This is a genomic window from Cytobacillus sp. Bac17, from assembly GCF_024519925.1.
Classification (GTDB): Bacteria; Bacillota; Bacilli; order Bacillales; family Cytobacillaceae; genus Cytobacillus; species Cytobacillus pseudoceanisediminis.
On record NZ_JALJRC010000034.1, the window covers coordinates 1 to 20239 of the forward strand.

Genomic DNA, 20239 nt, shown 5'->3' on the forward strand with positions numbered 1-20239 from the left:
CATTGTATTACTTCTATTTTAAAATAAAAAAGACTGCAGACAAGCACGATTTTCATCGAGTTTGTCGACAGTCTGTAGCCAATCCCAAAAGGATTGGCTTTTTTGTTAGAAAATAATTCCTGTCCTGTTTAATAATTGATTTTCCAATATATAGGAAAAATATCATAACATTGGAGAGATTCCCATGATATCAAGGAAAAACATGAATTTGCCTTTATAGTGCCCTTTTCTCTGAAATATGTTTGTTATCGTTCTGTTATGTGTGTAACGGGATTATTATCTGTTTGTTCTTTTTTAGTAAAGATTCCATGTTATTATTAATCCCGTTAGCTAAAAACGAGCTATACGGGAGGTTTTACAACATGAAAAAATCAATTTTATCTTTTGTAGCTGCTGCGGCAATCACCGGAACAGCAGGTGCTAATGTACAAGCAGAAGAAGTGACAGTCAAAAAAGGCGATACTCTTTGGGATTTTTCCCAAACATATAATACACCAGTTGATATGATAAAAGAATGGAATGGGTTGTCTTCTCATATCATCCATCCAGAAGATGTACTTAATGTATATCCGGAAAAGAAATACATAGTATCAAAAGGCGATACTCTTTGGGATATAGCAAGAGAACATAACGTCACAGCAGAGGCAATCAAAGAATGGAACAACTTAAGCTCTGATTTAATTCTGCCTGACAATGAATTAATCCTTTACCCGAATGCTAAAGCTGTTAACGCTGCAGTTGCTGAGGCTCCATCAACATCAGCTAAACCTGCAAAAACGGTTTCAGCTCCTGTGCAAAAGTCTGAACAGACTGTAGCAAAAGAAACACAGCCAGCTGAAAAAGCTGCACAAGCGGCGCCAGAAGCAAAGCCACAAGCAAAGTCAAATCCAGAACCAGAGCCTGCGAAACCTGCTGCGGAAGCTAAGCCTGCAACAGAGCCGGCCAAGGCTGAAGCGGAATCCAAGCCTGCTGCCGAGGCTGAAGCAGAAGCACCCGCTGAAACTGCAAATAATGAAACAGCTCAAAATGTGCTGAATATGGAAGCAACAGCCTACACAGCCGATTGTGAAGGATGCTCAGGAATTACTGCTACAGGAATCAATTTAAAAGAGAATCCGGATCAAAAAGTAATCTCTGTGGATCCTAATGTGATACCACTGGGAACTAAAGTCCATGTTGAAGGTTATGGTAATGCTGTAGCAGGTGATACTGGCGGAGCCATTAAAGGCAACAAGATCGATATCTTCATGCCATCTCAGGAAGACGCAATCAATTTCGGCAGAAAAACAGTTAAAGTTACAATTCTAGATTAATACTAGAAAAGAAGGCACCTTTTTGGGTGCCTTCTTTTCTTTACTCTTTATCATTGCTTCCTCTTGCTTTTTCCTCCTGATTTACAAAGAAACTATGGACTGGTTTTGCCAGCTGTTTAAAGCTTTTTTCAAATCGTTCAGAAAGGTGAGAGGCCCGCTCGTAAACAACCGATTTAAGATTGTCTAATTGCCTGCTGATTTTTTCTGTGATTGCTTCCTGCCGGTTTAAGCGTTCCATTATCGACTTGCTGGCCTGTTCCTGTACACCAAGCTTCTTGTTTAATTCTTCTTTCATTTGCTCCTGTGTATTTAACTTTTTCTCAGCTTCCTCTGAAAATGCTGCAAACTGCTGCTCTAGACGTTCTATAACCTTATTATGATAAACTTCCTGTAAACCAAAGTTTTTATTTATTTCTTCTTTTATTTGCTCCTGTATTCCATAATTCTCAGCTTTTTCCTCCGAAAATGCAGAGAACTGCTGTTCTAAACGTTCCATTACTGTATTATGAAATACTTCCTGAACATCAAGCTTTTTGCTTAATTCTTCTTTCAGTTCTTCCTGAGCTTTAAAATTTGAAACAGCTTCCTCAGTAAAAGCGTCAAATTTATCAAACTTCCGGGAAAGTGCCTGAGTTGCCGCTTCCTGGAATGATACTTGTTCTAGTATCTTCTGATTTACCTGCTCTTCATTTTCAAGAGTTTCCATTATTGCTTTATTTAGTTCCTCCAGTGCAGCCAGCCTTTTATTCAAAGTATCATTTTCCTTTTCGCGCTGGTTCATCATTTCCATAAAACTTATTAAAAAAGCATCCTGCTTTTCAAGCTTAGCTGTCAAATGCTCAATATGATAATTTTGTTTTCCAGCTGCTTTTTTTACAAGTTTACTCAAGTCAGAAAAGGAATCATCGAGCTGATTTTTCATATTTTCATATGTTTCGGATATACGGGTATTAACAGTTTGCTGTTCTTTCAGTACTTCCTGGAGAAAGTTCAGCCGATAAGTACCCTGATTGGAAACAGTGTCAGAATGGCTTAGATAAAGCTTAGGGTTTCCATCCGCATTTGATTGTTTGGCCATAGGAACACTCCTCAGTTTTAACTTTTATAATAGCCTATGCCAGCCCTTTTGAGAGGGATGGGCACTATCCTATAAAACCTGAACAATTCAAATTTGATGCTGATAAGCATAGTGAACATGAGGGTCCCGATTCCACGAAATTTCGCAAATCGTACTAAAAAGTGTTGCAAAAAATTGAAAAAATAGGTAAATTATTAATTGTCAGTAAATTGGCAGGCGATGTCATGGATCTGAATACATAGGGAGTCAACCAAAACTACCTCTAAAACAAAAAGAAAGAGAGGACCATCACATGAAGAAATTATCTTTCTTGATTTCGGCAGCTGCACTGACATTAATGCTTGGAGCATGCTCAAACGAAGAGGCTTCTAAAGGGGATGAAAAGGAAGAGGCCACAGCTGAGACGACAGAGGCCGCTGATGAAGGCAAAGAAGTGCGCTCGGCTCTTTTAAGCTATCAGGGAGAAGTGACAAAGGTAATTCGAAACACAGATGCAAACTTGACCGCTGAAGGTCAGGATCCAGCTGAAGCAGCTGCAGCTTTTGAAAAGGAAGCGAAAGCCGTGTCTGTACCAGAAGAATTAACAGACTACACTAAGGATATTGAGGCGGCGGTTGATAGCCTTTCTCAATACTATGCTAAAAAAGCTGAGCTGGTAAAAGCAGGATCCCAGGATATGTCGGAAGCAGAGCCATTTAAAGAGGAATATATCAATTCAATGACTAAAGTTTTTGAAGAAGTGGAACTATCTGCTCCAGCTTTTAACAGCGTTTTCCAATAAATGCCCAGCAAACAGCCCTATTCGATTTTGAATAGGGCTGTTTGTATATATTAAGGCACATCATGCCCCATTGAACTTTGAAAAATCTCAAACCACTGATCCCTGTTAAGTTTGTAAGACAATGAACCGGCTGCACGTTCAATTCTTTCAATCTTGCCGGACCCGACAATTGGCATGATTCGGGCAGGATGATTTAAGAGCCAAGCAAATAAAACTTCATCAATATCACTTGCCCCGATTTCCTCTGCGACTTTATGTAATGCCGCTTTAAGGGGTTCCGGTTTTTCTTCAGTACCGCTGAAAATTTTCCCGCCAGCCAAAGGGGACCAGGCCATCGGTGCGATTCTTTTTTCCATGCACAGATTTAATGTGCCATCCTCATAGTTCTCCAGATGATAGGCAGAAAGTTCAATTTGATTTGTAATCAGATCCATATCAAGATATGACTGAAGCATCGTAAACTGATGGCGTTTAAAATTGGATACCCCAAAATGCTTTACCTTACCAGCAGCCTTTAAAACTGAAAATGCCTCAGCAACTTCTTCCGGATCCATAAAAGGATCAGGACGATGAATGAGCAGGGTATCTATGTAATCTGTTCTCAGATTTTGCAAAGATTTCTCAACCGAAGCAATAATATGTTTTTTTCCTGTATTGTAATGATGGGATTTATGCTCAGGGCGATTTGGTGACTGGAGTACAATCCCGCATTTCGTTACAATCTCCATTTTTTTGCGGAGCTCCGGCTTTTTCTCAAGAGCCCTTCCAAACAGGCTTTCACATGTATAGCTGCCATATATATCGGCATGATCAAATGTCGTTATTCCCAGCTCCAAACACTTTTCTATTAAGGTGATTAATTCTTCATCTGATAATTTCCATTCAGCCAGTCTCCATAGACCATGTACGATTCTTGAAAACGACAGATCCTCTGCCATCTGCACTCTATCCAAAAGTATCATCTCCCAATTTTTTTCGCACTGTTATTATCTCTGAAAATGCAAAGAATACCAAGCTAAACGTTCTTCGGCATTGCAAAGGGTGCTGGATCATCATAAATTAGAGGCATAAAAATAAGAGGCAACTGTTTTGTCACCTCATTTTTATCCGCATATTTTCTGCAGCGGTTCAACCATTTGTTCATGCAGAATCATAATTTTTGATGGGTATGAACAATGCTCTTTATAAGCTGTTTGAAGTTCGTGATAAAAAGTGGTTAATTCCTCAACATTGGAAATCAATTCTTTATCAAAAACGCCTGACCGGCTGAGAAGGATATTCTCATATTTTTCAACAAGCTTTTTAGTTTTCTTTATCAATTTCCAAGCATCTTTCATACGAAAAGCATCATTTAAATGGGAATAGAATTCTATCAAGTCTTTTTGGAAAATATTCTTAAGTTCCTGGCTGAGCCTTTCAATAGGAGGAAGTTCAGCTTCCTGAAATATAAACTGCTGCAGCATAATGAAATCGGTCTTTACATTCTGTTCTTCAAATGACTGATATATCCGTAAAGTATTATAGGCGTCATACATGGGATGATGGGGTTCTCCAATAAAAGAAAGGTCATAGAAAGACAATGCTTTTTCCACTGAAGCTGCAGTCCGGGAAGCTCTTTTTGTGAAAATAGCCTGAAAATCGACATATCTTTTGGTAATCTTATCAATCGTAGCTTGGGGAAGATTATGCCTGAAAGCATCGGCTTTTAATCTTAAGATGTCACTGGTCGACCAGGAATAGAATCTTGCTTTTTTAACTCCGCCGACCCAAAAGAGAAAATCTTTAAACACCTCAGAAAAGTCATCTGCTGTTTTTAAATCAGAATCGGATATCCCCGTCAATTCTTTGCAGAATGGGCTAAGCGGCGAGTCCTGCTGCGGACGAATGAACCTGTCAAATCCAGTTACCTTACCTGTTTCAAGTTCAACTTTTACAGCACCAAGGCGAATGGCCTCCATATCTTCAAAAAGCATACCATTTTTGCTGCATAGCATTTCAAAATCAAAGAATATCAGCTGTTTTAGCTCGGCCATACGCCTTCCCCCCTTTATAATATCCAGCTATCCAACAAGATATTATAAAGAATGACGGGCAAAAAAGGAAGGAACAGAATTATCCATCAAGATATTTGGCAGGAATGAAACTTTTTTCCCAGTGCAATGGCAAATCGGTTTACGATTTCTTTTGAAACGTTTACACTTAAAGGGTACATAGTTTTCAGTCGCAAATATGATAGCGATTTCTCTAAAAATTATTGAACTTGAAAGGATGGATGAAGGATGGGTATTTCTTTATCGAAAGGGCAAAAAATTGATTTAACAAAAACTAACCCCGGGTTGTCTAAAGTAATAGTAGGACTCGGCTGGGATACGAATAAATATGATGGTGGCTTGGATTTCGACCTCGATGCCAGTGTGTTTTTATTAGATGCAAATGGCAAGTGTGCATCTGATAAAGATTTTATTTTCTACAACCAGCTTGAAGGCGGCGATGGCTCAGTCCTGCATACAGGTGATAACAGAACAGGTGAGGGCGATGGCGATGACGAGCAGGTTAAAGTTAACCTTAGTGCTGTTCCTGCCTCCATTGAGAAGATTTCTTTTGTCATTACGATCCATGATGGGGAAGGCCGCGGTCAAAACTTTGGTCAGGTCTCAAATGCATTTGTAAGAATCATTAATGAAGAAACAAATGAAGAGTTAATCCGTTATGATTTAGGAGAAGATTTCTCCATTGAAACTGCCATTGTTGTAGGAGAATTATACCGTCATAATGGCGAATGGAAATTTTCTGCCGTGGGTTCAGGCTATCAGGGAGGACTTGCCCGTATTGCGACAGACTTCGGTTTGCAGGTAGGTTAACTTCCATTATTCCAGGCAGAGCAGCAGCTTTTCCCTGGCTTTCTCTTTAGGGTGTATTCCCCTCATATTGATGACCTGCCTAAAAAAAGGACCTGTGTTATGAAGGAGTGATTATCTTGGGTATACAATTATCAAAAGGTCAAAGAATTGATCTGACTAAAACAAATCCTGGCCTCACTAGAGCCATTATCGGGCTGGGCTGGGACACGAACAAATATAGCGGCGGTCATGATTTTGACCTTGACGCATCTGCATTTCTTGCAGATGAAACCAGTAAATGTGTAAATGACCATGATTTTATTTTCTATAATAATCTGCAGCATCCAAGCGGAGCAGTTATACATACAGGAGACAATCGTACAGGTGAAGGAGACGGAGACGATGAGCAGCTTGTTGTCGACTTTACCAAAATACCTTCACATGTTCATCGTATTGGCATAACTGTAACTATTCATGATGCAGAATTAAGGCAGCAAAATTTCGGCCAGGTTTCCAATGCATTCGTAAGATTAGTGGATGAATCCAATAATCAGGAGCTGCTGCGTTTTGATCTAGGAGAAGATTTTTCAATTGAAACAGCAGTCGTTTTCTGTGAATTATACCGCCACGGGAATGACTGGAAGTTCAATGCCATTGGCAGCGGCTTCTCAGGCGGCTTGGCAGCTCTTTGCCGCAACTATGGACTGCAGGTTTAATTTTCCTTCATGGCACCCAAATGGTTTGGGTGCCTATTTTGTTTGTCAAGTGAGAACCCTCAGCCAATGCTGATGGTTATTAATCCCATACTTAAAAAATTGCGAATGGGCAAAATAGGTGTGAGAAAAACCTTGAGAGGAAGGGATGCAGTATGTCACTTGAATGGTTTGACAGGGTAAGCGGTGAGTTGCAGGACCATCTTGAATCGATTTGCAGTAAATATGATCAGATTGGCCATATGTCGATTGACCGGGGTGCCAAGCATCCCAGAATGGAGTTTTTTATTGAAACCAGTGATAATGACAGAGAGTATTTTTGCACTCTATTCTTTGATCCGCATAATGAAGAATTCTATGTAGAAGACTTTGATTTTGAGCTGGGACATACTTCTAAAACCATGCTTTTTGATATTGAAGACATAATCGATACAGTCCACGAAAGCCTTCACGATTATATGAATGGCGAGGATGAAGATCATTTTGCATTTGAAGATGATGAAGAAATATATGTTTCAGAAGAGGAAGATTTCGACATTGACGACGAATATGACCTTGATGGCGAAGATGATATCTTTGAAGAAGTAGATGTAGAGTGGGAAACTCCTGAAGTAACTGCCTTTTTCAAGGAAGACGAAGTGGAGGTATCCTATCAGTTTGGAGTGGTCCAGGAAACCGGTGATGGAGTCCTTCGCAGGGTTAACCGCATTTGGACAGATGACGAAGAAATGATCAAAGATGAAGATCACTTTATCTTCAGCAAAGAAGAGGCAAGCACAATCATTGCCATGATCGCCAGCCACATGGATTCCCTGAGCGGGCATGAGGCTGATTATCAGTAATTATTCATACCGAAATGAACAAGTGGCTATCAAGAATTCTTGAAGCCACTTGTTTTTGTCATCAGCAGAAAAAGAAATAACTCGTTCACCCTTCAGCCAGCACCGAATCACTCCCCTAATAAAAATCTTTTAAAATTTTACAATTGACTGTATTTCTCTGTTGGTACTAATCAGGCTTGACTCCCCCATAAACTGATTAAAAGCAGGTGAAAAGAGGTGCATCATGGGGATTCATATCGTTCAGGCAGGCGATAGCCTTTGGGCCATTTCTCAAAAGTATAATGTTCCTACCCTGGATATAAGAACGGCTAATGGCCTTGAGAACGGACCTGGTATCATCCCTGGTTTAGCGCTGTACATTCCTGAAAGCGGACCAGTTATCAGGTCTTATCTGGTAAAGCCGGGAGATACATTATGGAGCATTTCCCAGCGTTTTCAAACTACAATTAATCTTATCCTGTCAGCAAACCCGGAAATAAGGCCGGAGGGTCTATATATCGGGCAGAAGTTAAATATTCCATCACCAAGCAGATTAGTCATGAAAACATTAGGGTTCATAGTCCCGTATTCTCCTGATACTTTTTTACCCGCTTTCAGGGAAACAGCAAAGAACTTAACCTACATCGCCATTTCTGCCTATTCTTTAACAAGGGAAGGTTACGCATATATTGAACTTGACGATTCAGCCATATTGGCAGAAAGCCGCCGGCTGGATGTCATTCCGCTGCTGATGATCAGAAATCTTGCACAAGGTGAATTTAATGCAGAACTGATTGGCGGGGTGCTTGAAAGTCCGGCAAATAGGAGGAACTTAATCTTAAGCCTGATGAATTTTGTCACTCAAAAAGGTTATGGAGGCATCAGCCTGGATTTTGAATTTATCCCGCCGCCAAAGCGCCAGGATTTCAATTCATTCATTAGAGAATTAAAAAATGCCTTAGGTCCAAAAGTGCTTCATGTCAATGTACATGCTAAGACAGAAGATCTCCCGGCAAACCGGATAATAGGGGCATATGATTATAAAGCAATTGGGGAGGGCGCCGATATTGTTGCAGTCATGACCATGGACTATGGTTATCCCACTGGTCCTCCTAATCCCGTCGCTCCACTATGGTGGGTTGAAGAAGTCATTCAATATTCGATCACCCAGATTGACCCGAAAAAACTGCAAATAGCTTTGCCGTTATATGGATATGACTGGAGAACTGCGGATAATCTAACCCGCTCATTTTCCATGCAAGCCATTCAGAATTTAGCATTAAGCAGAGGAGCAGTTATTCAATTCGATGCTTATGCAGCATCCCCATGGTTCCGATATTGGAACGGAGAAGAAGAACATGTGGTCTGGTTTGAAGATATCCGCAGCATTACTGAAAAATATAAATTAATTGACCAGTATAATCTTTTAGGGATGACATACTGGCAATTAAGCTTGCGATTTCCTCAGAACTGGGCATTTGCGGATAAAAATTTTACTATTCTATAGCCCTTTTTAAAGAAGCTCCTTCATTTCTTCTTCAAAATAAAACATTTTTGGTTTTTCTTTAATCGTATATGTGTATTTCTTCATTTTCGCCACATAACAGGTTTTGTTGATCGTAACTTTCTCTCCCGTGTCAATCAGAATAACAATATCATTATGCTCAAACTTATTTCTGCGCTTCACACTGATCCCTCTTTCTTTACACATATAAAGTGTTATTAACACATTATCTCATACTTTTGTGGAATTAACCCTATTGATGTTAATGGAATCATTCAGGTTCCATTATTTTTTTTTGCATATCGCCAAGTAAATGATATATTAGTCTAATTGAATACCATAGTGAACAAAGGAAGATACAAAATGACATCAACACTTGGCTTTATAAGAGAGTGGCAAAAAGCCATCCAGGCTGAGATCTTACATTTAAAAAAATATGGGAGTTCCCGCTACTTAATAATAAATGGACGGCAGCTTTCAAAATCAGATGCATATACCTATTTTTTTGATACACTTTCTGCCATTAAAATTCCAACTGGATCGTCCATAAAAATCGAATGGGGAAGAAAGAGAGTGGAAGGAAGAGTCCTATCTGCGGAAGGAAATAATGTCATAGTGGCATTAGAAGAGGATATTGGAATCGAGCTATCGGAAGCATATTTGCTTCATGATCCCTGGGAGCTATTGGATCAGCTTTTTCAGCGCTTAGAGGACATAAAAGACAGTAAAAGAAAAAGAAATAGGATAAAAAAATTGATGAATCCTTCCATGCCACCAAAGCACCCTGCCGATAAGGTAAAGACTGGTGCCCATGAATTGATTTTGCGTTCTAAGTACAATCCAGCCACTTATGTCTGGGGACCGCCAGGCACAGGAAAAACCTATACACTGGCACGTGTGGCCGCTAACAAATACTTTAAAGGACAAAGTGTTCTCATTCTGGCCCACTCAAATCAGGCAATAGATGTCCTAATGGCAGAAATTTCATCCTTTGCATCATGCAAACGAAAAATTCCTGATGGAGATCTGCTTCGTTACGGGTCACAAGTCGGTCCAGCACTATTCGATCATCATTCATTAACAGCCGAATATCTTTTAAATAAGCAGCATACAAATCTCTCGGAGCAAAAAGCTGCTCTATTTGAGGAACGCCGCCTGCTTAAACAGGATTTATCCCGATCCTTCAGCAAGAGAGATTCCGACCATCTTATTGAAATAGAAAAGAAGCTATCTGGAGTACTTGAAAAGATCAGGCAAAAAGAAATAGAGTTTGTAAAAAATGCTTCTATTATTGGAACAACACTGGCAAAAGCCGCAAGTGATCCGTCAATTTACGAGAAAAATTTTGATTTAGTCATCATCGATGAAGCCAGCATGGCTTATGTTCCACAGGCTGCCTTTGCAGCTTCACTTGGCAAAAGAGTCATCATTTGCGGGGATTTCAAACAGCTTCCTCCTATTGCTGCATCAAGACATAAATTGTCCGAAAAATGGCTAAGGGAGGATATCTTTCATCACTCTGGCGTGTCAGACGCAGTTAAGGATGGACACTTGCATCCGCACCTTTTTCTATTAAAAGAGCAGCGCCGTATGCACCCGGACATTTCAGCATTTTCGAATAAACATATCTATCATTCTCTTGTTGGTGACCATCCGGATGTTTTGGCTGCAAGAGCTGATATCGCTGCCTGCACGCCTTTTCCCGCCAAAGCCTCGATCCTGCTCAATACAGCCGGATCAGGTGAATATGGCATGAAAGATGGCAGTTCGAATTCAAGAATCAATTTATGGGATCTTTTGCTGGGATTTCAGTTAATACATGAAGCTTATACAGGAGGAAGCAGGTCCATAGGTTATGTCACCCCGTATCGGGCACAGGCATTATTAATGGAACAGCTTCTGGGTGAGCTATACGAGCAGGAAAGGTCTGCAGCTGATATTATCGCTGCAACAGTTCACCGTTTTCAGGGAAGTGAACGGGATGTCATGATTTTTGACTCTGTAGATGCTCCGACCCATGAGAGAGCTGGAATGCTATTAATCGGGAAAGAAAGCGAAAGATTATTGAATGTTGCCATAACTAGAACCAAGGGGAAATTTATTCATATTTGCGATTTGGAATTTATACACAACAACGTATTTAAAAACAAAACGTGGCGGAAGCTGGCAGACCACCAGCTGCACAATGGACAGGCCATTCATCCTGATCAGATTGGCAGATGGATCAAAAATCAGCATCCACGCCTCCAATGGGTGCATGCAAGAAAGCTGGAAAAAGTGTTTGAGGATATTTCTAAAGCTAAAAAGGAGATTATTATTTCCCTGCCTGATGGCAAGGAACTGGGGAATGAGTGGGGTCAGGCACTTTCAGGGAGGCCTCCGCAAACGAAGCTTACCATGCTTGCCGAGCATTCTATCCCTTCCGCTGCTCCTGATGAAATATTGCCAAACGGCATTCCATTTCCCGGCGTCATAATTGACGGACATATTTTGTGGCTGGGCATGCCGGCAGAGAGCCATAATAGCGCACGGCCCCCATATGTAGCTGCAAGGCTTCAATCAACAGCTGTATGCTCGTATCTTACATCTCAATTAAAATAAAAAAGACGCCCCAGAGAGGCGTCTTTTTATACGTATTGCGGCGACCCGACTGCACTCCACATAGTGCATTGCCAGTTAGGCTTGTCAGTCGTCTTATGCAATTAGCTCATCGCTTTACTAATATAGCATTATTCTATAAAAGAAACAAGAGTTTTTTGTGCTCTTCCGTTGCATTCCTTTCATTGTTCAATCAAAATATACCTAAAATACATTGATTAGGGTTGTGATCATATGAATATGAAACCATTAAAAGGCCAGCATCATGTCTCTGCCATAACAGCCAATGCTCAGAAGAACTATGAATTTTTCACCAGAATCCTTGGAATGCGGCTTGTTAAGAAGACAGTAAACCAGGATGATACCACGATGTATCATTTATTTTATGCGGATGAAAGGGGTAACCCTGGCACTGACTTAACGTTTTTTGAAATCAAAAATGCTGGCCGCACTTACAGGGGGACTGACAGTATAACTTGTACATTTCTGCGTGTGCCATCTGATGAATCGCTTCTTTATTGGAAAAAGAGACTATCAGAACAAGAAGTTTTACATGGAGAAATAAGAGAAGCAAACGGAAAGAAGATGCTGTTCTTTGAAGATTTCGAAGGGCAGCGTTTGGCCCTGATTTCCGATCAAAATAATAAAGGAGTAAAAGGCGGGAAGCCATGGGATCGAGCTGCTGTTCCTCCAAACCACGGTATAATCGGGCTTGGACCCGTAATGCTCACCGTCTCTGAACTCGGACCCACCGCAAATCTGCTTACAGAAGTAATGGAATATCGGAGAATAGGAGAATATTCTTTGGATGAAGATACTGTAGTTGTATTTGAAACCGGTGAAGGAGGAAACGGGGCAGAAATTCATATTAAAGAAAGCCATGACTTGCCCAAGCAGCGTCCAGGCCGCGGAAGTGTCCACCATGTTGCTTTTCGGGTGGAAAATGAAGATGAATTAAGAAACTGGGTACGAAAACTGAAAGAATTACGGATTGCAAGCTCCGGTTTTGTGGAGAGGTATTATTTCAAATCTTTATATTTCCGGGAACCAAACGGTATTCTTTTTGAACTGGCAACAGACGGACCTGGATTCGAAGCAGATGAACCTTTCGAGCAATTGGGAGAAAAGCTGGCACTACCCCCATATATTGAAGACAGCCGGGAGGAAATCGAGGCAAAGATTACACCACTGGACACGAAAAGTGAATAGAATAGTGTTTAGGGATGAACAAAAGTGTTCGTCCCTTCCTTTTGAAGTTGAAACTTTTTATGGAGTTTGTTCGTTTAATATATAATAAGGGGATATAATAATGGAACTTAAAGAATAGAGAAGGAGTCATCATGGAAAAATTTCAGCGTTTCAAAGAAGCTTTTGCTGGGTTTTGGCGAAAAAAACACCTGACACAAATCCTGCTTCTTTTAACACTAACAATAATACTTTTAACCATTCTATTTTTTGCATTTCTGGCAGCTACAGCAAACGTGGAGACCTTAAAAGAAGGTTTAAGGCAGTCAACTGTTATTTACGATAAAGATGGCGATGCTGCTGCAGGACTTGCCGAGAATAGGGCAGAGGGTGCAAATATTGAAGAATTGCCGGATCATGTAGGCAATGCCGTAATTGCGATTGAAGATGAACGCTTTTATAAGCATAACGGATTTGATATTAAAGGAATTGCCAGAGCCTTTTTTGGCAATTTATTTGCTGGTGGCATAACGGGCGGGGGAAGTACGATTACTCAGCAGCTGGCCAAAAATGCTTTGCTTTCCCCTGAACAGACGTATAAGCGAAAAGCTGAAGAGCTGTTTCTGGCCGTAGAAATCGAAAAAAATTATAAAAAAGATGAAATCCTGCAAATGTATTTAAATCAGGTATACTTCGGAAGCGGTTCATGGGGAATCGAACAAGCATCCAATAAATATTTCAGCAAAACCCCAAAGGAACTGAGCATAAGCGAAAGCGCACTGCTTGCAGGGCTGCTCCAATCGCCTTCTGCGCTCGATCCTTACAATCATTACGAACGGGCAATGAAAAGAAGAAATGTTGTACTTGGAAAGATGAAAGAGCACAAGATGATTTCAGCCGAAGAGTATAAGGACGCTGTAAATGAAAAGATCCAATTAAAGGAAGGGACACGAAGCAAGCAAGAAAGAAAATACCCCTACTATGTTGATGCCGTACTGGATGAAGCTATAAATAAGTACGGATTAACCCAGGAAGAAATCTTTACTAGAGGATACAAAATATATACGGAAATGGATCAAAATCTGCAATCAAGCCTGGAAAATGTTTATGAAAAGGACTCAATCTTCCCTCCAGGAATGAACGGAGAGATCGTCCAGAGTGGAGCTGTCCTTCTTGATCCTGCTTCAGGGGGTGTCAGAGGGCTTGTCGGAGGCAGAGGTGAACATGTATTCAGAGGATTCAACAGGGCCACACACATCAAGGCCCAGCCTGGATCAACACTTAAGCCACTAGCTGTCTACACACCAGCACTTGAAGAAGGCTACTCACCAACATCCATGCTTAAAGATGAAAAAGTGACATATGGAGATTACACACCAGCTAATGCATCCGGACAATACGCGGGCGAAGTGTCCATGTATAAAGCTGTGGAAGACTCTATCAATGTCCCAGCGGTTTGGCTCCTTAATGAAATTGGACTTGATAAAGGTCTGGATGCACTTGACAGGTTCGGCATACCGCTTGAAAAAGAAGATGAATATTTAGGGATTGCCTTAGGCGGGATGAGAAAAGGCGTCTCACCCTTAAAGATGGCAGAAGCATATGCTGCATTTCCAAATGGCGGAAAGCGGCAGGATGCCCATTTAATTACGAAAATAGTAGGCCCAACAGGCAGCATCATTGCCGAACGCGACAAAGAAACAGTTAAGGTTACGACAAAAACAGTATCGAATCAAATGACTTCCATGCTGTTAAATGTGGTTGAAACGGGTACAGGAAGCGCAACAAAGATAGAAGGAGTTCAAATTGCCGGAAAAACGGGATCAACCCAGCTCCCATATAAAGACATTAACGGAACGAAAGATCAGTGGTTTGTTGGCTATACGCCGAATTTGGTTGGCGCCGTTTGGCTGGGGTATGACCAGACTGACAGGGAACATTATCTGTCAAAAAGCAGCTCTGAAACAGCAGTACCTGTATTTAGAGCGATTATGGAATCAAGCCTGCCATATATGCAGGAAGAGGAATTTACTACTAAATCGATAAATGAAAAGCTGGAAAAAAAGGAATTAACAGAGGAAATTGGACAAACCTTTAAAGAACAGGCCGAAAAATTTGAAGGCAAATTGAGGGAGGATCTTCCCATTTGGAAGGAAAAATTGAGCGAAGGCAAGCAGGAACTTGAGGAATTCGGCAGATACCTGAAAGACAAATGGGATCAATTCAGCAATTAAAAGAAAAGAGAGAATGGCCAAAATAGCCATTCTCTCTTTTTGTGCCTCAAGTAAACTTTATACTGGAATAATTCAGGAAAACAGTGTAATCTAAATATTTATAGCACACACTAACAAAACGACAGCATATGCTAGCGCGTTGCTAGCTTTCAGATATTAATGGCTAGGAGGATTCAAATGAGTGGAGAAACCCGTATTCAGCTTAACGTCCGCATAACAAGAGAGACTTCAAATATGCTCGATGAAATTGTTGATTATTATCAGGAAAACACGAAACTCGGCAGGATTTATAAAGGCGACGTTTTAACAGATATTATTGAAAAATCATATGAAGTAATGAATAAGCAAAAAAAGCTCAATAAGAAATTTTAATCCTGATTGGAGGGGGATTACATGAGAGATGTAAAACTAACCGACATATATCAGCATCGGATCGCACAGAAATATATTACACGCTCCGGCATCGCTCATGCTATTGCAGTTGCCTATCATGCTTTCCAGCTTGCACAAGAATCCGGAGAAGACGTTGATTCCGCGGCTAAAGCAGGTTTCATGCATGACATTGGCCATTATACCTGGTACAAAAATGGAAAGTGGGATTACGACCTTTACCGGCTGAATGACATTCATGCCATTAAAGGTGCTGAGCGGGCACACAAACTCCTAATCAGGCTTGGAGAAAACCCGATTAAAGCTAAAGAAATAGCCTTAGCCATCCTTTTTCACACGGATTCATTTCTGCCTGGCGGTGAGGTTGTAAGAACTCCGCTGCAATCCATAGTCAAATTGGCAGATGAAAAAGATGAAGAACCCGGAGGAGCGCATCATTATCGTGAACTCGATTTTGGGCGGGCTATGAAAAGCCTCGAAATACTCGATAATAAGATTGATGATTACCTTAAGAAAAAAGAAGAATAACCTAAATTTCTGTCATGTTATGCGCTTCCCCAGGAAATCCGTTACTTATGAACTGTTATTTTTTGAAGGGAAGCGCCTATTTCATGAAGAAATATAATTTATGATAGAAATAATCCGATTATCAATATTATTATGTCCAGGGATGGTGTTGCGGCAGTGAGAGCAAGGACTCGAAGACAACAGTCATTTAATGTGGAAGAAATCAAATTTAAATTAACAACTGTATTTCTGCATCTCTCATTTTATGCATTTATCATATTTATCCTAATATTATTCTTGGAGCTATTTGGTTAAGTACATACAAACATGCCAGGGCAATAAAAGCGGATTTGCCCTGGCGTGAAGATTATGGATTTGGCAATATGCCTTTTTCCTTTAAATAATTTTCCACTTCTCTAAATTCTTCTACCGGCACAAATGCTATGTCTTTTTTCCGAAGAAGATCCTGAAGCCCATTTTTGGCAAAAGTAATGTCAGCATACTCCGCCGGGTGGGAATCCGGTTCACTGTCCCCAATAAAAAACACAGTTTCATATTCCTTCTTTAAGTCCTGAATGACCTTCGATTTATCAATGCCATATCTTTCAGAGTAATGCTGATGATTCTCATCTATATTCATGTGCACATTCTTCTCATGATAATGCCCTTCATTCGAAAAAACCTTTACATGTTCCACTCCATATTTTTTTAATAGGTGATAAATATAATAGTCTGTGCCAGCACTCAAAATATAAAAATCTCCGCCGTTCTGCTGAACCTTTTTGATAAAGTCAGGTACATATTCATCAATTTCTATTGAATAAATATCGTTTATAATTTGTTCTTCATCCTGATTGATGGAAGTGAAGACTTTATTCAAAAAGTCGATATCCTTTATCTCCCCAGCCTTCCATTTGGGCATCAGCTTGCGCCCCTCCGGAAAATATTTATCCATCATAATCAAATAGAAGTCTCTTTTTGATATTGTTCCGTCAAAATCTGAGACAAAAGCCCACTTTTTCATTCTATAAACCTCCAATAAGACATTTCTGCTTTTTATGCTGCTATGCTATTTTAACTTTACCCTTTGTTATTTATTTTCAATCAGTGAAAAAACGTCTTTTAATTTTATTCCTGGAGAGATTAATGGTATTATTAATTTGATTTTTACATAAGGAGATGATTAGTATGGCAGAAAAAGGATACATATTAATGAAAAACGGTGAAAAGGTTGAATTTGAACTATATCCTGAAGCGGCACCAGGGACAGTTGAAAATTTCAAAAAGCTTGCGAACGAAGGCTTTTATAATGGTTTGTCTTTCCATCGTGTAATTCCTGGGTTTGTAAGCCAAGGAGGCTGCCCTAATGGAACAGGAACTGGCGGACCTGGATATACAATCAAATGTGAAACAGAAGGCAACCCTCATAAGCATGAAGAAGGTTCACTATCTATGGCACACGCGGGCCGCGATACAGGCGGAAGCCAGTTCTTTATCGTTCATGAGCCACAGCCTCATCTAAACGGTGTTCACACTGTTTTTGGAAAAGTAACTTCAGGCATTGAAGCAGTCAAAGCGATGAGAAATGGCGATGTTATGGAGAAAGTTGAAATTTTTGAAGGATAAATAGTTCAGCAAAAAGAGCCGAAATGGCTCTTTTTTGTTTTATACCCAGGTGATTTTATATAATATAAAAGTACCTTGCCAATAATGAAAGGATGATTATATGGAGCCTATAAAAGATCATTTAAAAGAAAATCTTGATTTGCTTTTTGTCGGCTTCAATCCGAGTATCCGTTCAGGAGAAACAGGTCATCATTTTGCAAATCCTAATAACCGGTTTTGGAAAATTCTCCATGAATCGGGGTTAACTCCCAGAAGATACAGCGCAGCGGAGGACTATAAATTATTGGATCTGGGATATGGGATGACAAATATTGTTTCCAGGCCAACTAAAGCAGCGGACGAAATAACAAAGGAAGAATATAAAGAAGGCAGAGAAGAACTGATTAAAAAAGTAGTTGAACTTAAGCCAAAAGTCATTTGCTTTGTTGGAAAAGGAGTATATCAGGAATACAGCCGCAAAAAGAAGCTGCCATGGGGAGTACAGGAGGAATCTGTGGTTCCCGGAACAATTGATTTTGCTGCTCCTTCGTCTTCTGGACTGGTCCGAATGAAAATGGATGAAATCATTCAAATCTATGCGGAGATTCCGAAGCTATTAAAAACTCTCATATAAAACCAGTTACTTGAATGGTTTGCCGCCTGGTCAGCCTAATGCCATTTCATAGGGCAAATAGCACACATTCTTCCTTTTTCACAAACATTATTCTAGTAATTTCCCCTACCAACGGTACTGTTAATTAATATTCAGAATTGTTAAAATAGATTCAACAGCAAGAACCAGCTTCAATTTAATCTCTTAAGGAGGGAAAGAAATGGAGCAATATGTTCGTGTTATTCCTTTTAAGGTGATTCGTCAGGAAGAGGAAGTTTTGGAAGTTCCAAAAGGCGTGGATTTAATACAGGCGCCAAAAATGTGGAACGAAACAAAAGGAAAAGGAATTAAAATTGCTGTTTTGGACACCGGATGCGACCTAAGCCATGCTGATCTGAAGGATCGAATAACAGGAGGACGGAATTTTACAGATGACGATAACAGCGATCCAAATATTTTCAAAGACTATAATGGCCACGGCACACATGTTGCTGGAACTATCGCTGCGCATGAAAACGATGCTGGTGTCATTGGGGTAGCTCCTGAAGCAGATCTCCTTATTGTGAAGGTCTTAAATAAGGATGGTTCCGGCCAATATGAATGGATCATCAATGGCATTCATTATGCCATCGAACAAAATGCTGATATCATTTCCATGTCACTTGGCGGACCAGCCGATGTTCCTGAACTGCATGATGCGATAAAAGCGGCTGTTAAAAAGAATATCCTTGTCGTCTGCGCAGCAGGAAATGAAGGGGATGGGGACGATTCTACAGACGAGTTTGCTTATCCTGGCTGCTACAATGAGGTGATTAGTGTGGGTGCTGTAAACCTTGAGAGGGATTCTTCCGAATTTACAAACTCACATAATGAAATTGATTTGGTGGCACCTGGTGAAGAGATATTATCTACCTTCTTAAACGGGAAATACGCAACGCTTAGCGGCACTTCAATGGCAGCACCACACGTTTCAGGTGCGCTGGCCCTAATCAAAGATTTAGCAAACAAGCAATTTGAAAGAAAGCTTTCAGAACCAGAACTATATGCACAATTAATCAGAAGGACAGTTCCATTAGGCAATTCGCCTAAACTGGAAGGAAACGGTCTTGTTTATTTAACCGTACCTGAGCATTTAGCCGGGATCTTTGACCAAAAATTCAAATCCATGGTCCATAATGCTATATGATTAAAGTGAACAATATTTCAGCCGCATGGGCAGAGGCTCAGTCAAAGTATATTGAAAATGCTCAGAATGAACCCTATTACGATGCTCAGAAGGATAAAATCAATCTGGAGGATTACTACAGCACCCTTGATTTAGAAAAAGAAGACATCCCAGAACAAATCCATACTCTGGTGGTTCGTACCCATAACCGGCAATTGGATTACTCACCCCACCAGTATGTATATCCATGGGTGGATCTGCAGGAAAATCTCAAGCTAAAAAGTTTATATTCCGGGAAAGGGATGGACCCGCTTAAAGCCATTGACCAGGATCTCAAGCTTCTGCAGTCGATTCAGGAAAGCGGCTATAGCAGCATTGAAAGAGTAATTTTTAATACCGAACATGTCGTTCCACAATCCTGGTTTGAGGAAAGGCAGCCAATGAGAGGGGATCTCCATCACCTGTTTGCCTGTGAACCGGCATGCAACAGTATGAGAAGCAACTTCCCCTACTTTGATTTTGAAACCTATGCTCCGGATTTCGAGGCTGAGAGTATCAGGAACGGATGCGGAATGGCAGAACAGGAAAAGTTTGAGCCTGAATATGGAAAGGGTATTGCCGCAAGAGCAGTATTCTATTTTGCTGTCAGATATAAAAAAGTAATTAAAATCGAAGAAAAGATGGATATGCAGATTTTACTGAGATGGCATGCAGAATATCCAGTGACTGTATATGAAAAGCATAGAAACGCTGCCATTCAAGAACTCCAGGGAAACCGCAACCCATTTATTGATTTTCCGGAACATGCTAAGAAAATGTTAGGATAATAAGAGAGCCCGCCTGAAACTCAGGCGGGTTTGTTTTATAATATAAAATAAAAAAGGAGCAATCA

At 40.4% G+C, this 20239-nt stretch carries 20 protein-coding genes; 15 read left to right on the forward strand and 5 right to left on the reverse strand.

What is annotated here, in order from left to right; translation table 11 throughout:
• Window positions 1-362 precede the first annotated feature (362 nt).
• On the forward strand, window positions 363-1313 hold the full coding sequence (locus tag NR125_RS24795) for a LysM peptidoglycan-binding and 3D domain-containing protein (protein ID WP_256816321.1): 951 nt from the start codon (window positions 363-365) through the stop codon (window positions 1311-1313).
• A gap of 40 nt (window positions 1314-1353) precedes the next feature.
• Here the strand turns inward: NR125_RS24795 and NR125_RS24800 are convergent, their stop codons facing one another.
• Window positions 1354-2391 carry a coiled-coil domain-containing protein gene (locus NR125_RS24800; protein WP_251157012.1) on the reverse strand — a complete coding sequence of 346 codons (1038 nt, stop codon included), beginning with the start codon at window positions 2389-2391 and terminating at the stop codon, window positions 1354-1356.
• Between the two features lie 292 nt (window positions 2392-2683).
• Here NR125_RS24800 and NR125_RS24805 point away from each other — a divergent pair, with 292 nt between their 5' ends.
• The gene (locus NR125_RS24805; RefSeq protein ID WP_019379879.1) at window positions 2684-3172 is read left to right on the forward strand and encodes a hypothetical protein; all 489 of its coding nucleotides are present in this window, start codon (window positions 2684-2686) and stop codon (window positions 3170-3172) included.
• 50 nt (window positions 3173-3222) lie between these two features.
• Here NR125_RS24805 and NR125_RS24810 read toward each other — a convergent pair whose 3' ends face one another.
• Together NR125_RS24810 and NR125_RS24815 are read right to left on the reverse strand one after the other, a co-directional pair.
• Complete coding sequence (locus NR125_RS24810; RefSeq protein ID WP_251157013.1) at window positions 3223-4125, reverse strand: aldo/keto reductase; 903 nt, start codon at window positions 4123-4125, stop codon at window positions 3223-3225.
• 150 nt (window positions 4126-4275) lie between these two features.
• The gene (locus NR125_RS24815; RefSeq protein WP_009334596.1) at window positions 4276-5205 is read right to left on the reverse strand and encodes a 3'-5' exonuclease; all 930 of its coding nucleotides are present in this window, start codon (window positions 5203-5205) and stop codon (window positions 4276-4278) included.
• A gap of 246 nt (window positions 5206-5451) precedes the next feature.
• On the opposite strand from NR125_RS24815, the gene NR125_RS24820 reads away from it, so the two are divergent.
• From NR125_RS24820 to NR125_RS24835, 4 genes are all read left to right on the forward strand, one after another.
• A complete protein-coding gene (locus tag NR125_RS24820) occupies window positions 5452-6033 on the forward strand; it encodes a TerD family protein (protein WP_009334597.1) in 582 nt (193 codons plus the stop codon).
• A 116-nt stretch (window positions 6034-6149) separates the two neighbouring features.
• On the forward strand, window positions 6150-6728 hold the full coding sequence (locus NR125_RS24825) for a TerD family protein (RefSeq protein WP_009334598.1): 579 nt from the start codon (window positions 6150-6152) through the stop codon (window positions 6726-6728).
• A 152-nt stretch (window positions 6729-6880) separates the two neighbouring features.
• Window positions 6881-7567, forward strand: coding sequence for a hypothetical protein (locus tag NR125_RS24830; protein WP_009334599.1), 687 nt, complete (start codon window positions 6881-6883; stop codon window positions 7565-7567).
• 223 nt (window positions 7568-7790) lie between these two features.
• Complete coding sequence (locus tag NR125_RS24835) at window positions 7791-9053, forward strand: glycoside hydrolase family 18 protein (protein ID WP_256816324.1); 1263 nt, start codon at window positions 7791-7793, stop codon at window positions 9051-9053.
• A 6-nt stretch (window positions 9054-9059) separates the two neighbouring features.
• Here the strand turns inward: NR125_RS24835 and NR125_RS24840 are convergent, their stop codons facing one another.
• Window positions 9060-9233: a hypothetical protein gene (locus NR125_RS24840; RefSeq protein WP_019379882.1), complete on the reverse strand. Its 174-nt coding sequence runs from the start codon at window positions 9231-9233 to the stop codon at window positions 9060-9062.
• Window positions 9234-9413: 180 nt separating this feature from the next.
• Between NR125_RS24840 and NR125_RS24845 the strand changes: the two genes are divergently transcribed.
• The 5 genes from NR125_RS24845 to NR125_RS24865 all read left to right on the forward strand — a co-directional run bounded on the left by NR125_RS24845 (window position 9414) and on the right by NR125_RS24865 (window position 15985).
• Window positions 9414-11651 (forward strand): DEAD/DEAH box helicase, encoded by a 2238-nt coding sequence (locus NR125_RS24845; RefSeq protein ID WP_256816326.1) that lies wholly within the window; start codon window positions 9414-9416, stop codon window positions 11649-11651.
• A 231-nt stretch (window positions 11652-11882) separates the two neighbouring features.
• Window positions 11883-12857 carry a ring-cleaving dioxygenase gene (locus NR125_RS24850; RefSeq protein ID WP_019379884.1) on the forward strand — a complete coding sequence of 325 codons (975 nt, stop codon included), beginning with the start codon at window positions 11883-11885 and terminating at the stop codon, window positions 12855-12857.
• Window positions 12858-12988: 131 nt separating this feature from the next.
• The gene (locus tag NR125_RS24855) at window positions 12989-15067 is read left to right on the forward strand and encodes a transglycosylase domain-containing protein (protein WP_256816328.1); all 2079 of its coding nucleotides are present in this window, start codon (window positions 12989-12991) and stop codon (window positions 15065-15067) included.
• Between the two features lie 177 nt (window positions 15068-15244).
• Window positions 15245-15439 carry a hypothetical protein gene (locus NR125_RS24860; protein WP_071159139.1) on the forward strand — a complete coding sequence of 65 codons (195 nt, stop codon included), beginning with the start codon at window positions 15245-15247 and terminating at the stop codon, window positions 15437-15439.
• 21 nt (window positions 15440-15460) lie between these two features.
• Window positions 15461-15985, forward strand: a complete 525-nt coding sequence (locus tag NR125_RS24865; RefSeq protein ID WP_009334606.1) for an HD domain-containing protein — start codon at window positions 15461-15463, stop codon at window positions 15983-15985.
• 346 nt (window positions 15986-16331) lie between these two features.
• On the opposite strand, the gene NR125_RS24870 is transcribed toward NR125_RS24865, so the two are convergent.
• Window positions 16332-16988, reverse strand: coding sequence for an MtnX-like HAD-IB family phosphatase (locus NR125_RS24870; RefSeq protein ID WP_251175497.1), 657 nt, complete (start codon window positions 16986-16988; stop codon window positions 16332-16334).
• A 164-nt stretch (window positions 16989-17152) separates the two neighbouring features.
• Between NR125_RS24870 and NR125_RS24875 the strand changes: the two genes are divergently transcribed.
• The 4 genes from NR125_RS24875 (at window position 17153) to NR125_RS24890 (ending at window position 20174) form a co-directional block, all read left to right on the forward strand.
• Entirely contained in the window at window positions 17153-17590 is a 438-nt protein-coding gene (locus NR125_RS24875) for a peptidylprolyl isomerase (RefSeq protein WP_019379934.1), read from the forward strand.
• A gap of 100 nt (window positions 17591-17690) precedes the next feature.
• Window positions 17691-18203, forward strand: a complete 513-nt coding sequence (locus NR125_RS24880) for a mismatch-specific DNA-glycosylase (protein ID WP_019379935.1) — start codon at window positions 17691-17693, stop codon at window positions 18201-18203.
• Between the two features lie 199 nt (window positions 18204-18402).
• Window positions 18403-19368 (forward strand): S8 family peptidase, encoded by a 966-nt coding sequence (locus tag NR125_RS24885; RefSeq protein ID WP_019379936.1) that lies wholly within the window; start codon window positions 18403-18405, stop codon window positions 19366-19368.
• Window positions 19365-20174 carry an endonuclease I family protein gene (locus NR125_RS24890; RefSeq protein WP_251175499.1) on the forward strand — a complete coding sequence of 270 codons (810 nt, stop codon included), beginning with the start codon at window positions 19365-19367 and terminating at the stop codon, window positions 20172-20174. The genes NR125_RS24885 and NR125_RS24890 overlap by 4 nt, the downstream gene beginning before the upstream one ends.
• Window positions 20175-20239 lie beyond the last annotated feature (65 nt).

Excerpts from the sequence above, each read along its gene's own strand:
- NR125_RS24795 (WP_256816321.1), top strand. The coding sequence starts at position 363 with ATGAAAAAATCAATTTTATCTTTTGTAGCTGCTGCGGCAATCACCGGA.
- NR125_RS24800 (WP_251157012.1), bottom strand. The coding sequence starts at position 2,391 with ATGGCCAAACAATCAAATGCGGATGGAAACCCTAAGCTTTATCTAAGC.
- NR125_RS24805 (WP_019379879.1), top strand. The coding sequence starts at position 2,684 with ATGAAGAAATTATCTTTCTTGATTTCGGCAGCTGCACTGACATTAATG.
- NR125_RS24815 (WP_009334596.1), bottom strand. The coding sequence starts at position 5,205 with ATGGCCGAGCTAAAACAGCTGATATTCTTTGATTTTGAAATGCTATGC.
- NR125_RS24820 (WP_009334597.1), top strand. The coding sequence starts at position 5,452 with ATGGGTATTTCTTTATCGAAAGGGCAAAAAATTGATTTAACAAAAACT.
- NR125_RS24830 (WP_009334599.1), top strand. The coding sequence starts at position 6,881 with ATGTCACTTGAATGGTTTGACAGGGTAAGCGGTGAGTTGCAGGACCAT.
- NR125_RS24835 (WP_256816324.1), top strand. The coding sequence starts at position 7,791 with ATGGGGATTCATATCGTTCAGGCAGGCGATAGCCTTTGGGCCATTTCT.
- NR125_RS24845 (WP_256816326.1), top strand. The coding sequence starts at position 9,414 with ATGACATCAACACTTGGCTTTATAAGAGAGTGGCAAAAAGCCATCCAG.
- NR125_RS24850 (WP_019379884.1), top strand. The coding sequence starts at position 11,883 with ATGAATATGAAACCATTAAAAGGCCAGCATCATGTCTCTGCCATAACA.
- NR125_RS24855 (WP_256816328.1), top strand. The coding sequence starts at position 12,989 with ATGGAAAAATTTCAGCGTTTCAAAGAAGCTTTTGCTGGGTTTTGGCGA.
- NR125_RS24860 (WP_071159139.1), top strand. The coding sequence starts at position 15,245 with ATGAGTGGAGAAACCCGTATTCAGCTTAACGTCCGCATAACAAGAGAG.
- NR125_RS24865 (WP_009334606.1), top strand. The coding sequence starts at position 15,461 with ATGAGAGATGTAAAACTAACCGACATATATCAGCATCGGATCGCACAG.
- NR125_RS24870 (WP_251175497.1), bottom strand. The coding sequence starts at position 16,988 with ATGAAAAAGTGGGCTTTTGTCTCAGATTTTGACGGAACAATATCAAAA.
- NR125_RS24875 (WP_019379934.1), top strand. The coding sequence starts at position 17,153 with ATGGCAGAAAAAGGATACATATTAATGAAAAACGGTGAAAAGGTTGAA.
- NR125_RS24880 (WP_019379935.1), top strand. The coding sequence starts at position 17,691 with ATGGAGCCTATAAAAGATCATTTAAAAGAAAATCTTGATTTGCTTTTT.
- NR125_RS24885 (WP_019379936.1), top strand. The coding sequence starts at position 18,403 with ATGGAGCAATATGTTCGTGTTATTCCTTTTAAGGTGATTCGTCAGGAA.
- NR125_RS24890 (WP_251175499.1), top strand. The coding sequence starts at position 19,365 with ATGATTAAAGTGAACAATATTTCAGCCGCATGGGCAGAGGCTCAGTCA.